This is a genomic window from Pantoea leporis (assembly GCF_028048155.1).
Lineage (GTDB): Bacteria > Pseudomonadota > Gammaproteobacteria > Enterobacterales > Enterobacteriaceae > Pantoea > Pantoea leporis.
This window is the reverse complement of sequence record NZ_JALMEU010000007.1, coordinates 82,533-96,406: the sequence shown is the minus strand read 5'-3', so window position 1 is coordinate 96,406 and position 13,874 is coordinate 82,533. Positions and strand designations below refer to the sequence as shown.

Here is a 13,874-nt window from a genome sequence, read left to right as displayed (position 1 = left end):
GCGATCTTTTGCCTTAAGCCTACAAGATCGCTGCCTCTGCTGTGCAAATAATCAGCAAACGCGCCGGACCGCTTTTTGCGCAATATTGCATAGCTATGCTGAAACTTATCGAATTAACACTTTTCATAACAGCGAGTTATGGCCGTTAACCTTCGTCAGCATTTTATGCTACTAACCTGAATAAGATTTGCGCTATCGCGCCGGGGGTTGCATTTACCGTAGTGAAAATGGTACTTATCTCGGCCCTGTTCAGCAGGTATCAACTCAGACTGCATCACCCCGCAGGCGCAAAATGCCTGCACAGCTGTAACCGACGTAGTCATAAATAACCCTCTATTTTATCGGGCTTTTGCTCACTTCCCTGTGTGACATTTCTCCTGCACCTTCGCAGCAGAGCAAAGGGGTTTTTAACTGAGGAAATAACGCGTTATGAAAGGTTTTAAGTTCACCCTTGCATGGCAGATTTTAGTCGCGCTGATTCTGGGCGTGATTGTGGGAACCGTGCTGCATAATCAGCCCGACGATCGTGAATGGTTAATCACTAACATTCTGACGCCCGCGGGTGACATCTTTATTCATCTTATCAAGATGATTGTGGTACCGATTGTTATCTCCTCACTGATTGTCGGCATTGCTGGCGTGGGTGATGCGAAAAAGCTCGGACGTATTGGTGTTAAAACCATTATCTATTTTGAAGTGATCACCACCCTTGCCATTGTGGTCGGCATCACGCTGGCCAACGTATTCCAACCCGGCAGCGGCATTGATATGTCAACGCTGGCAACGGTGGACATCTCTAAATACGAAGCCACCACCGAAGCGGTTCAGGGTGCACCGCACGGTCTGGTCACCACCATTTTGTCGCTGATCCCACAGAACATCTTCGCCTCGCTGGTGAAGGGCGACATGCTGCCGATTATCTTCTTCTCGGTGCTGTTTGGTATGGGCCTGTCGGCGCTGCCATCGGAACATCGCGATCCGCTGGTCACGGTATTCCGTTCGATTTCCGAAACCATGTTTAAAGTGACGCACATGATCATGCGTTATGCGCCAGTCGGCGTGTTTGCGCTGATTGCGGTCACCATTGCGAACTTCGGTTTTGCGTCGCTCTATCCGCTCGCCAAGCTGGTGCTGCTGGTGTACGTGGCGATTCTGTTCTTTGCTTTCGTGGTGCTCGGCACGGTGGCGCGCTTCTGTAAGCTGCGCATTACCACGCTAATGCGCATTCTGAAAGATGAGCTGATTCTTGCCTATTCTACCTCCAGCTCAGAAACCGTGCTGCCGCGCATTATGCAGAAGATGGAAGCCTACGGTGCGCCGAAAGCCATCACCAGCTTCGTGGTGCCGACCGGTTACTCGTTCAACCTCGACGGTTCAACGCTGTATCAGAGCATCGCGGCGATCTTTATCGCCCAGCTGTATGGCATCGATCTGTCGCTGACCGACGAGATCATTCTGGTGCTGACGCTGATGGTGACCTCGAAAGGCATCGCTGGCGTGCCGGGCGTCTCCTTCGTGGTGCTGCTGGCAACGCTGGGCAGCGTGGGCATTCCGCTGGAAGGCCTGGCATTTATCGCTGGTGTCGATCGCATCATGGACATGGCGCGTACCGCGCTGAACGTGATCGGTAACGCGCTGGCGGTGCTGGTGATTGCGCGCTGGGAAGACCAGTTCGACACCAAACAAGCCGCCGCCTACGAGCAACAGCTGCGCACGCAAAGCGCCAGCTAATCTTCCAGGTGCGCATGAATGCGCACCCTACGAAAACCTCGCCATTCATGGCGACCGCTACGCACAGAAACCCGCTTCGGCGGGTTTTTTTATGTCCGCTGCGGCAAAAAGCAAAAAAATCCCGCGCAGCAGAGGAATTAACAATTCTGTGTGATATATAGTTTTACGAATAAATTATTCTTACACAGGAGTGTCTCATGCAGATCGATCTGAGCCAGATGATCACCGAAGGTCGTAATCCCGCCAGCCACAACATTGATGAGCTGACCACCGAAGCGATGCTGCGGGTGATCAATGATGAAGACAAAAAAGTGGCGCTGGCGGTGGAGGCCATCGTGCCGCAGATTGCGCAGGTGGTGGATGCCATCACCCACGCCTTCAGCAAAGGCGGTCGCCTGATCTATTGCGGCGCAGGCACGTCGGGTCGTCTGGGGATTCTGGATGCCAGCGAATGTCCGCCGACCTTCGGCACGCCGCGCAGCCAGGTGGTTGGGCTAATTGCCGGCGGCCACACCGCGATTTTGCAGGCGGTGGAAAACGCCGAAGACAACGTGGAGCAGGGCGCGCAGGATCTGCGTGATATCAATTTCAACGCTAACGATGTGCTGGTCGGGATTGCCGCCAGCGGCCGCACGCCCTATGTGCTGGGCGCGCAGGCGTACGCGCGTCAGCAAGGCGCATTTACCGCAGCGTTAACCTGTAATCCCAACAGTCCAATGTCGCAGGCCGCGGATGTGGCGTTGACCCCGGTGGTCGGCCCGGAAGTGGTCACCGGTTCTTCGCGCATGAAAGCCGGCACGGCGCAGAAGCTGGTGCTAAATATGCTCACCACCGGCGCGATGATTCGCAGCGGCAAGGTGTACGGCAATCTGATGGTCGATGTGGAAGCCACCAACCAGAAGCTGGTGCAGCGCCAGGTGAACATCGTCAAACAAGCCTCCGACTGTGACGATGCTACCGCACAGCAGGCGTTGGCGGCGAGTAATGGGCACTGTAAAACCGCGATTGTCATGGTGCTGGCGGGATTAACGGCCGATGAAGCAAAATCGCTGCTGAGTCAGAATCAGGGCTTCATTCGCAACGCTTTGCGTGACGCAGGAGCGCAATAATGGCGGCCATTACCGAAGATCTGGTGCGCGACATTTTGCTGGCGGTGGGCGGCGCCAATAATGTGGTGCAGTGCGGCAACTGCATGACGCGCCTGCGTCTGACACTCAACGATGCCGCGCGAGTGGATAGCGCCACACTCAAAACGCTGCCGGGCGTGCTGGGCGTGATCGACAGCGATGCGCAGCTGCAGATCGTGCTCGGTCCCGGTAAAGCGCAAACTGCAGCAGAGAAAATGCAGGCACTGCTTAATCAACAGGCGCCGGGCGATCTGCAGGCCATCGCCAGCGCGCAAAAGCAGCAGATGAAGGCGAAGCAGACCAGCGCATTGCACCGTTTTCTCTCCTGCTTCGCCACCATCTTTACGCCGCTGATCCCCGGTTTTATCGGTGCCGGCTTGCTGCTGGGTTTCGCCACGCTGATTGAGCAGATCTTCCACCTTAATCAGCCTGGCGATCATGCACGCTGGCTGCTGGATACCGTGGCGTACATGAAGGTGTTTGGCAAAGGGTTGTTCACCTTCCTGAGTATTTTGATTGGCTATAACGCGCAGAAAGCCTTTGGCGGTACCGGCGTCAACGGGGCCATTATCGCCTCGCTGTTTGTGCTCGGTTATATCCCTGACGCGAAGGTCGGTTATTACAGCGGGATGCAGGATTTCTTCGGCATGGTGATCGATCCGCGCGGCAATATTATTGGCGTGCTGCTGGCGGCAATATTTGGTGCCTGGATTGAGAAACAGCTGCGAAAAATCATTCCCGATAATCTCGATATGATCCTGACATCGTTGCTGACGTTATTAATTACCGGCGCGGTGACTTTCCTGGTGATTATGCCAATCGGCGGCGAATTATTTAAAGGCATGTCGTGGTTGTTCATTCATCTAAATAACAATCCGTTTGGTTGCGCTATTCTGGCCGGACTGTTTTTGATCGCGGTGATGTTTGGCATTCATCAAGGCTTTATTCCGGTCTATTTCGCGCTAATGGAAACCCAGGGCTTTAACTCGCTCTTCCCAATTCTGGCGATGGCTGGCGCCGGGCAGGTCGGCGCGTCACTGGCGTTATGGTGCAAAGCGGATAAAGACTCACTGCTGCGTAAACAGATCAAAGGCGCCATTGTGCCGGGCTTGCTCGGTGTCGGCGAACCGCTGATTTATGGCGTCACGCTGCCGCGTCTGAAACCCTTTATCACCGCCTGTTTTGGCGGTGCGCTGGGCGGCTTCTTTATCGGGCTGGTGGCATGGCTGGGATTGCCAGTGGGAATGAACACCGTGTTTGGCCCTTCAGGTTTAGTCACATTGCCGCTAATGACCTCATCGCAGGGCATTTTTGCCGGCATGGCGGTGTATCTCGCCGGGCTGATCGTGGCGTGGATTGGCGGGTTCGCCTTTACCTGGTGGGGCGGCACCCGCAATGTGGATTTAAGTTAAGTGAAGTACGGATATCGACCAGGTCGGCATAAAGCGTGACCTGGTCTAACCGTGATCACGATCACGCTTTTAAACTCTCTCAAGTCGCTTAACCCGTCACAGCCACATTCACTGCTTAAGTACCGTTTGTAAGTAAAGCGTTAGCAAAAAATAAAGGTTTTATTAAGGAGATAGAAAGCCAGACCTAATATTTAAAATGGCCTCAAATTATTTAGAATATCCAACCTGCATCGCAATTAATTCCCCGAGATGACAATAGGTTACTCATAATTGTCTTTTGCACTCACCAGCGAAAAAGTCTATACCTAAAGCCAATTAATCTATAACAACAATTCCATCCCTTTTTTCACTGCACCGTATTTCTTCACACAGTTGTTCTCAAATTAGATTGCTACACGGGATTGGTCATTATCTGCCGCTTTATCCCCACGCGAAGAATTTAACGCTGTTGCAATAACAGCGCGGACGCTGCACGCCCACTGGAGGAAGTATGAGGTTTACATTAAATCCTATCGCATTAGGGATGTTGGCGGCGCAATTGCTGATCTATCCAGCAATGCAAAGTCAGGCTGTTACGTTGGGGACTTACACACCAGAAAATAATGACAACCAAACCGGTAAAATTACCGTTAGCAGCGGCAATGAAACTTTGACCGGCAATCAGGCATTCACGGCAGGAACGGATGGCGCGGTCACCACCACGCTCGGGCAAGTGGCGATCACCTCGGGATCGCAGTATCTCAATCAGGATCGCCTGGATCCCGGCCCGCAAAACTTTGCGATCACCACGCCCGATCCCGCGACCGGCACCAACAGCACATTCCAGGTATATAACTCCGCCAGTCTTGTCGCCTTAGCGCCCGTCACCAGCGCCACCAGCGTGCCGGATGTGCAGAACGTCAATGATGCGCAGTACATCGATGCGCGCGTTGCGGATGTTACCGGCGGTACGCTGGATGTGAATATCGGGCAGGCGAATGCGCTCAGCAGCGCCAGCACCAACAGCTGGACCATGGCTGCTAAACAGACACAGCTATTTGATGTGAGCGGCACCGGCACGGTGAACTGGAACAGCAATAACCGCATCAGCTTTTTCGGTGCCACCGCTACGCCGGACGGCGCGGGATCGGCCACCAGCAGCTATCAGGTGCAAAACCTCGCCACCTATAACGGCGCATTCAGCGTGCAGACGCTGGATGGCAAAAGCACCAGCTTTACCGTCACCAACGCCAGCCAGCTGCAAAGCTACAACAACTGGCTGATCGGTCAGCTGCAGGCGGGCAATCTTGATAAAACCCGTTATCTGCCTGAATTCAACAAAGCCGTCACCCTCACCAATGCCAACATCGTCTACAACGTTAGCGCCACGCCGCCAGACGAGGTGACGCAGGCGATCGGCAATCGCATTGTGATCAATGCCAATGGCGCGGACGCGAGGGTCAATCTGGCGGCGGGTAAAACGCTGGAAGTGGTGGGCGCGACGGGCGGTGCGATCAAAGCCTCCAACGGCGCGCAAGCGGTGATTGATGGCAAACTGGCGAGTCGCGGCAGCATCACCAATAACGGCACGGCGCTGGTGTTAACCGATAACAGCAGTGGAACCAATAATGGGGTAATTAACGGCGGCTTCCTCAATCGTCAGGATGGTACCGGCATTGGCTCGACCGGCTACGGTGCCAACGGCGTAGCCGTGCAAACCGGTAGCACCTTTAACAACAACGGCATCCTCAACCTCGCCACCACCGGCAGCAATTCACAGTATGGCGTGGCGGGCATCAATCTTGGCGTGTCATCCACCGCCAATAACAGCGGCAATATCAACGTCGGCGTCAACGGTTCGAGCGCGCGCGGCACCGCGTCTGGCGTGTTACTGACCGACGCCACTTCCAGCTTCACCAATAACGCCAGCGGCAATATCTACATTGGTCGCGGACCGCAAAACAGCCTTGGTGAGGCGACGGCGGATACCGCGATGAACCAAAGCGGGTTGACCAGCGGTATCGCTCTGGTCGCCAACGGCAACGCGGTTAACAACGGCAACATTACCCTCGGCACGAGAACGCAGAACGCGGCGGGGATGTCAGCGACCGGTGCGAATAACGCCACCATGATCAACACCGGCGCCATCAATGTGAACGGTGCGGCTGCCACCATTCCGCGTGAAAACGTCGGCATGCTGGTGACCAACAGTGCCGGCAACATCAATAACGCGGGTACCATTAACCTGAATGGCGTGAACGGCACCGGCCTGAAAGTGCTGGCGACCAATGGCAACACCGCCAGCGCCACCTCAACTGGCACCATCAACGTGGCAGGCGGCGCCGATCCTGCCAGCGGCACGCGCAACTATGGCGTGTGGGTGGAAGGGCAAGGTGCAACCGGCACGGCGCAGGCCACCGTCGATGGCCCGATCAATCTCAGCGGCAATGGCGCGATCGGCGTACATGCGCGCGGCAATTCCACGGTGACCGTGGATCCGGCTGCCGTGCCGACCTTTTCTAACGGTACCAATCAGATCGCCTTCTTTGCCTACGGCCCCAATGCGCTGATTAACGTGCTGGGTAACAATCCGTTTGATGTCACCACGCAGAACTCCACGCTGTTTCGTGTTGAGCAGGGCGCAGACTTCAACGGTAACGCCTTGTCGCTCACCGCGTCGGGTGCCGGTTCTACCGCCGTGCTCGGCAGCGGCGCAGGCACCGAGGTGAGCAGCGATGCGGCAGTGATCAACGTCAGCGGCAGCGGTGCCAATGGCATTACGGTGGAAGGGGGCGCAACGGGTGTTATTGATGCCGCAACCACCATGAATCTCACCGGTAGCAACGCAATTGGCGCGATCGTTGACGGACAAAAACACGATATCTTTGGCAGAAACAGCGGCTCGCCGGTGACCAGCACCCGCCTGAACTCTGCGGCGTCATTGAATGCGTCACAGAGTGGGTTGACTGGTTATCTGGCCCGCAATCGCGCGCAGTTGACCAACAGCGGCGATATCACCTTCAGCGGCGCCAACGCCACCGGCATTCGCGTCGAGAGCGGTGCGACCGGCACCAACAGCGGCAATATCAACATCAACGATGGCGGTACCGGCATCGCGGTGAACAGCGGCAGCAGCACCTTTGCCACCACCGCCAATAACACCGGCACCATCAATGTTAATGGCGGCAGCACCACCAACCGCAGCCGAGGCGTCAGCGCCAGCGGCAATCGCGCGGTAGCCAACCTGAACGGTGGCACGCTGAATCTCAACGGCACCGGCGCGATTGGGGCGGAAGCGCTCAACGGCGCGCTGGTGAATATCGCCGCCGGTATTCAATAACAGTGACCAAATTGCCTATCACGCGGCGGGCAGCGGATCGCGCATTAGCTCCGCCACCAATGCGTTAAATATCAACAGCAGCGGCTCAACCGGCTATCGCATTGATGACGGCGCGGCGCTGAGTTTCACCACGCCGACCACCCTCACCGCCAGCGCCAGCAACAGCACCGGCGCGATTATCTCCGGCAGCGGCAGCAGCCTGAATAGCAGCAACGCCAACTTCACCGCCAGCGGCCAGGGCAGCACGGCGATCCGTGCTGAGGGCGGTGCGAACGCCACGCTCGATAGCGGCAGCAGCATCAATCTCAGCGGCAGCAACGCGGTCGGCGTGCTGATCAATAATCTGCGTACCGATTTGAGCAACGCGCTGGATGGCACGTCAGCGGCCACCCGCGTTACCAGCAACGGCAATGTGAGCGGCGCGGGCAATGGCGCGATGGGTTTTGATGTCACCAACGGCGCAGAGCTGGTCAACAACGGCAATGTGAACCTCACCGGCAGCAACAATATTGGGATTCGTTCGCGCGCCGGCAGCACGCTGACCAACAACGGCGTGGTCAACGTAGCCAACGGCACCGGGTTGGATGTCTCCGGCAGCGGCAGCACGCTGGCGAAAGGCGGCACCATCAATGTCGATAACGGTGTCGCGGGCGTGCGCATCAGCGACGGCGCGCAGCTGGCGCTTACCGGCAGCAACACGGTGATTACCACGCGCGGCAATGCGCATGGCATTTTGCTGGATAGCGGTGCGTCCGCTCTCAGCGCCAGCGACGCCACGGTGAACGTGCTGGGCAGTGGCAACGGCATCGAAAACCGCGCCGAACTGAGCAACGTTGGTCTGAGCAATCTCACCATTAACGTCGGCGACGGCAACGGGATTCGCACCGCCGTGCCATTTGATCCGGCTTCGACGGTGACCACCAACGTCTCCGGCAGCGGCAGCGGCCTGAATATCGCCAATGCCGATGGTTCCACCACCCGCGGCGATCTGACGTTGGGGTCGGGCTATCAATTTAATGTTACCGGCGCAGGCGGCACCGGTATCCGCGCCAATACCACCGGCAATGTCACCACCGCTGCCAACGTCAATATCGACAATGCGGCGGGCGGATCGGCGCTGGTCTCCAGCACGGCGGGCACCATCGTCAATACCGGCAACTTCACCTCCAACAGCCTGACGGCGCCGGTGGTGGATCTGCGCGGCGGTAAAACCATCTTCGAGAACCTCGGCAACATCATCACCGCCAATCCACAAACCGTGGCGGTAGCAGGCAGCAACGCCGATGACGAAATTCTGCTGACCGAAGGCGCGGTGCAGGGCGATATCAATCCGGGCGGCGGATCGGATCGGTTCCGCTGGACGGGCGGAACGCTCAACGGCAGCCTGACCATGGGCAACGACAACAACAACACCGCTGAAGTGAGCAATGTCGATCTCGGCACCACCTACCATCTCACCAGTGGTAATGGCACCGGCAACACCTTGACCTTCAATCAGATTGGCGCGCGCGGCGGCAGCTTCAGCGCCGACGATCTCAGCAAAGGCGTTAATCTTGGCAGCGGCTGGAGCACCATCAACTTCGCCAATACCCAATGGACACTAACCGATAACCTGCAGCTGGCGCACAGCACCATCAATGTCGATGCGGATTCCACGCTGTATGCCGGCGATAACGTGCATCCGACGCTATCCGGCGGCACCGCCGATTCGCTGCTGGTGAACAACGCCGGTACGCTGGATCTCACCAACGGCGCGGGTTCACCGGGCAACACGCTGGATATTGCTGGCTCGCTGGCGTCGAGCGGCGGCCAGCTCAATCTGGTCACTAATCTCAACCAGGGTGGTGCGCTAAGCAATCAGTTCACTGACCACATTAACGTCACCGGCAATGCCAGCGGTACCACGCTGGTGAATGTGAAACTGGCGGATGCCAGCATCGGCGCACTCACCGATCTCAATCAAAATGGAGGGGTAGAGGGCAACGAAGGGATCTCGCTGGCGCAGGTCGGCGGTAATGCCAGCGCCAACAGCTTCGCGTTGAAGGATGGCTATCTCGGTGCCGGGCCGTGGCAATATCGGCTCTACACCTTTGCACCGGGCAGCAGCGATCCCAGCCAGCGTTTAGTCAGCGGCAGCGGCAATAACTATTGGGATTACCGTCTGGCGAACTACTACGTGTGTGAGGATAGCGCTAACTGTCAGCCGACCTTCGTCACCGATGCCTTTGGCACGCCGCAAAGCTACGATTCGCGTCCGGCGGTGGTGCCGCAGGTGCCATCTTATGTGTCGGCACCGGTTGGCCTGGCCTATTACACCTCGGCGATTATCGACGATCTGCATAAACGTCTTGGTGAACTGCGCCACGAGCAGACACGTCCGCAAGGCAACGGCGGCGAGATGTTCCTGCGCTATATCGGCTCGAACCTGAAGTACAAGAGCGATAAGAGTTTCCGCGACTTCGGTTACGACTTTGACCTCGATTACAGTGCGGTGCAGGTGGGCGGCAATCTGCTGCGACTCGATGGCGAGCAGGATAGCCTGCGCGGCGGTTTAGCCTATACGCGCGGTAATACGCGCATTCGTCCGCATGCGGCCGACGGTTACAGCAGCACCACTTTCGACAGCGACAGCCTGGCGTTTTACGGCACCTGGCAGCGTCAGAGCGGCTTCTATCTGGACGGTGTGTTGTCATTTGACTGGCATCGCGGCGAAACCGATATCGCCCGCACGCAAGAAGTTGCGAAGCTGAAAGGCCACGGCTGGACGGCATCGCTGGAGAGCGGCTATCCGTTTGCGTTGGGCGATGGCTATAAGCTTGAGCCGCAGGCGCAGCTGATGTACATGAAGCTGAATATGAATGATTTCACCGATAAAGACGGCAATAACGTGCGTTACGGCGACTATAACCAAACTATTGGTCGTCTCGGCGCGCGCCTCGATCGTACCTGGACCGACGACAGCAATCGTCAATACACCCCTTATCTGCGCGCGAACTACTACAAAGGTTGGGGCGGCAGCGCAGATACCTCGGTGTCATCGGTGGATAATCCGGCATTTGGCGCCACCTTCAGCAGCGGCAAGTTTGGACAGATGTGGGAAGTGGGCGCCGGCGGCACCGCAACCTTGCAGAAGGATGTTTCATTGTATGCGGAAGCGGATTATCGCAAAGAGATCGCTGGCAATGGTGCTAAAGGGTGGCGGTATAACGTGGGGGTCCGCTGGCAATTCTGATTTCCCTGCGCCCTTTGCGCCGCAGGTGCGTTGGCTGCGCTCGCTCACCCCGGTCACAGAGTTCACTCTGCTCCCGGGGATGAGCGAGCTTGCCGCCTTCCTGCGACACAAATGGCTTTGGGAAATCCCATCTCCCTGCGCCCTTTGCGCTGCAGGTGCGTTGGCTGCGCTCACTAACCCCGGTCACAGAGTTCACTCTGCTCCCGGGGATGAGCGAGCTTGCCGCCTTCCTGCAACACAAATGGCTTTGGGAAATCCCATCTCCCTGCGCCCTTTGCGCTGCAGGTCTGCTGACTGGGTTTTTAATTAAAGATTGATTTGGTTTATTGTAAAACCCGGTTAATCGATGAGCTAAGTGAAAAAGTGTGAAAGCCGCTGCAAAGCGGCTTTTTTATTGCCCTGAATTTGAAACTGGTGCTAAAGCTCAAGCCGTACGATGCCGAAAAGATAAAAAAGTATTATCGATTGCTTCTTTTCGCCTGCGTATTGCAAGGACACACACATGCGTAACAACCAGCCCGTCACTCAGCGTGAATTCGCTTTTGACGATGACGCCACATTGATGTCGACTACCGATCTCAACAGCTACATCACCTATGCCAACGATGCCTTTATTGAAGTCAGTGGCTTCAGTCCGGAAGAGGTGAATGGCCAGCCACACAACATGGTGCGCCACCCGGATATGCCGCCGGAAGCCTTTGCCGATATGTGGGCGACCCTCAAACAGGGCGAACCGTGGACGGCGCTGGTGAAAAACCGGCGTAAAAATGGCGATCACTATTGGGTGCGCGCCAACGCCATTCCGGTGGTGCGTGAAGGCAAAGTGCAGGGTTTTATGTCGGTGCGCACCAAGCCGTCGGTGGAGGAGGTTCGCCAGACCGAAGCGCTGTACCGCGACTTCCGCGAAGGGCGCGTCAAAGGACGCCGCTTCCATAAAGGCTTGATGGTCGGCACCGGCTGGCGTCGCCTGGGCTCGATCCTGAAAACTCTGCCGCTGCGCTGGCGCATCCGCTCAACCTTATTAACGCTGCTGCCGCTCTCGGTGATTGGCGTCTGGCTGCTGGGCCTTGCACCTCTTGCCGTTGGCTGCTTTGCCGGCGGCATGGCGGGCCTTTTACTGCTGGCGAGTCTGTGGCTGGAGCAGCAAATTTCACGTCCGATGGAGCGCATGTGCCGTCAGGCATTGAGCGTGGCGACCGGCGCCAGCCATAAAGTGGAACAGATCGATCGCGTTGATGAGATTGGCGTGACGCTGCGCGCCATTGGCCAGCTTGGGCTGATGTTCCGCTGGCTGGTGGATGATGTCAGCGGCCAGGCGATCAACGTGCTGAGCGCCAGCGATGCCATTGCGCGCAGCAACGACGAATTGAGCCGTCGCACCGAACAAGCAGCGGCTAACGTGCAGCAAACCGCCGCCACCATGAACGAAATGACCGCCACGGTGAAGAGCAACACCGATACCGCCAAAGAGGTCAATGGGCTGTCGGAAAACACCAGTCATGCGGCGATCAAAGGCGGCGAAGTGATGCAGGAGATGGTGGGCATGATGGCGGAGATCGCCGACAGCTCGAAGCGCATCGCCAACATCACCAGCGTGATTGACGGTATCGCTTTTCAGACCAATATTCTGGCGCTTAACGCCGCAGTGGAAGCCGCGCGCGCCGGTGAGCAGGGCAAAGGCTTTGCGGTGGTGGCCGGTGAAGTGCGCAATCTCGCGCAACGCAGCGCCAAAGCCGCCAGCGAAATCAAACATCTGGTGGAAACCAGCGCCAGCCGCGTGCAATCGGGCAGCGATCACGCCGATGCGGCTGGGCACACCATGCAGGAGATTGTCGATCAGGTGCAGAATGTCACTGCGCTGATCGCGCAAATCAGCGGCGCGACCGCCGAGCAGGCCATCGCCCTAACGCAGGTCAGCACAGCGGTGGAAGATCTCGACGATATCACCCATCGAAACGCCGCGCGCGTGGCGGAAAGCGCCGAAGCGTCCGGTCGCATGAAGCATCAGGCCAATCGTCTGGTGGAAGCGATCAGCGTGTTCCGTTAACGCATGTCGCGTTCGGCGCGCAGTGCGCCGGGTGGCGTGCCAACAATGCGTTTGAAGGCGCGGCTAAACGCCGCCAGCGAACCGTAACCGAGGTGGAAGGCAACGCTTTCCACCGCTTCGCCCTCGTTCACGATACGTTCCACCGCCAGCCGCATGCGCAGCTCGGTAAGATAGCGCAGCGGCGTCATGCCGGTTGCCGTCTGGAAGCGCGCGGCAAACACCGAGCGTGAACTGCCGGATTCGCGCGCCAGCCGCTCCACCGTCCAGTTTTCGCCGGGTGCGCGATGCATCGCCGCCATCGCCAGGCTGAGACGCGGATCGCGCAGCGCCTGCACCAGGCCGCTGCCTTTGCCGCAGCCGTTCTCCACCCAGCCCCGCACAATTTGCGCCGCCACCACATCCGCCAGCCGCGACAAAATCCCGGCGAAACCGGCTTTGCGCTGCCGCGTTTCGCGCTCCATCGCATCGAGAATCGGCTGAATTTCCGGGTACTGCGCCAGCAGCGTACTCACCAGCATCACGTCTGGCATGGTGTGCACCAGCGGCTGCATGCCGCCCAGTTCAAACGCCATGCAGGCGCTGAACAGAATCACATCGCTGTTATCCGGGCAAAGTTCGGTGCTGTCGTCGATGGCACAGACGCTGGCGCAAATCGGGCGGCTATTAAACGTCGAAATGGGTTCGCAAACGGCCTCTTCGCTGGAGATCAGCGCGTGCGGTTTGCCGTGCGGGATCAGCAACGCATCGCCGGCCTGCAGCGGATAGATCACGCCTGACGCCGAGCGAATCAGTAACGATCCGCGCCCAACAAAATGCAGCTGCGCGCGACCAGGCGCGTCGTCATATTGCAGGCCAAAAGGCGCGTGCAGCGCGATACGCTGGTATTTGACGCCGTACAGGCGCATGCCCATCAGCAATTCACTGGTCAGATCTTCATAGCGACTCATACCAATCCCAGACGAATAATCAAAAAACAAAGTTTCTGCATCATAGATCGTCTGATGAA

8 protein-coding genes are annotated in these 13,874 nt (G+C 57.6%); 6 read left to right on the top strand and 2 right to left on the bottom strand.

Annotated features, from left to right (window positions below; translation table 11 throughout):
• The first annotated feature begins 429 nt into the window (after nt 1-429).
• The 4 genes from gltP (at nt 430) to MWH02_RS17150 (ending at nt 7,589) form a co-directional block, all read left to right on the top strand.
• Nucleotides 430-1,731, top strand: a complete 1,302-nt coding sequence (gene gltP, locus MWH02_RS17165) for a glutamate/aspartate:proton symporter GltP (RefSeq protein WP_007888562.1) — start codon at nt 430-432, stop codon at nt 1,729-1,731.
• 197 nt (nt 1,732-1,928) lie between these two features.
• Nucleotides 1,929-2,840: an N-acetylmuramic acid 6-phosphate etherase gene (gene murQ, locus MWH02_RS17160; protein WP_271461116.1), complete on the top strand. Its 912-nt coding sequence runs from the start codon at nt 1,929-1,931 to the stop codon at nt 2,838-2,840.
• Nucleotides 2,840-4,270: a PTS N-acetylmuramic acid transporter subunit IIBC gene (gene murP / locus MWH02_RS17155; RefSeq protein WP_101763038.1), complete on the top strand. Its 1,431-nt coding sequence runs from the start codon at nt 2,840-2,842 to the stop codon at nt 4,268-4,270. Before murQ ends, murP begins: the two co-directional genes overlap by 1 nt.
• 490 nt (nt 4,271-4,760) lie before the next feature.
• Nucleotides 4,761-7,589 carry a beta strand repeat-containing protein gene (locus MWH02_RS17150; RefSeq protein WP_271461115.1) on the top strand — a complete coding sequence of 943 codons (2,829 nt, stop codon included), beginning with the start codon at nt 4,761-4,763 and terminating at the stop codon, nt 7,587-7,589.
• 93 nt (nt 7,590-7,682) lie between these two features.
• Here MWH02_RS17150 and MWH02_RS17145 read toward each other — a convergent pair whose 3' ends face one another.
• Nucleotides 7,683-7,928 carry a hypothetical protein gene (locus MWH02_RS17145; RefSeq protein WP_271461114.1) on the bottom strand — a complete coding sequence of 82 codons (246 nt, stop codon included), beginning with the start codon at nt 7,926-7,928 and terminating at the stop codon, nt 7,683-7,685.
• Here MWH02_RS17145 and MWH02_RS17140 point away from each other — a divergent pair.
• Both MWH02_RS17140 and MWH02_RS17135 read left to right on the top strand, forming a co-directional pair.
• Nucleotides 7,918-10,821 carry an autotransporter family protein gene (locus tag MWH02_RS17140; RefSeq protein ID WP_271461113.1) on the top strand — a complete coding sequence of 968 codons (2,904 nt, stop codon included), beginning with the start codon at nt 7,918-7,920 and terminating at the stop codon, nt 10,819-10,821. The two genes, MWH02_RS17145 and MWH02_RS17140, sit on opposite strands and share 11 nt — an antisense overlap.
• Nucleotides 10,822-11,323: 502 nt before the next feature.
• A complete protein-coding gene (locus tag MWH02_RS17135) occupies nt 11,324-12,868 on the top strand; it encodes a methyl-accepting chemotaxis protein (RefSeq protein WP_217550042.1) in 1,545 nt (514 codons plus the stop codon).
• Here the strand turns inward: MWH02_RS17135 and MWH02_RS17130 are convergent.
• The gene (locus MWH02_RS17130) at nt 12,865-13,815 is read right to left on the bottom strand and encodes an AraC family transcriptional regulator (protein WP_101763127.1); all 951 of its coding nucleotides are present in this window, start codon (nt 13,813-13,815) and stop codon (nt 12,865-12,867) included. The two genes, MWH02_RS17135 and MWH02_RS17130, sit on opposite strands and share 4 nt — an antisense overlap.
• Nucleotides 13,816-13,874: the final 59 nt, after the last annotated feature.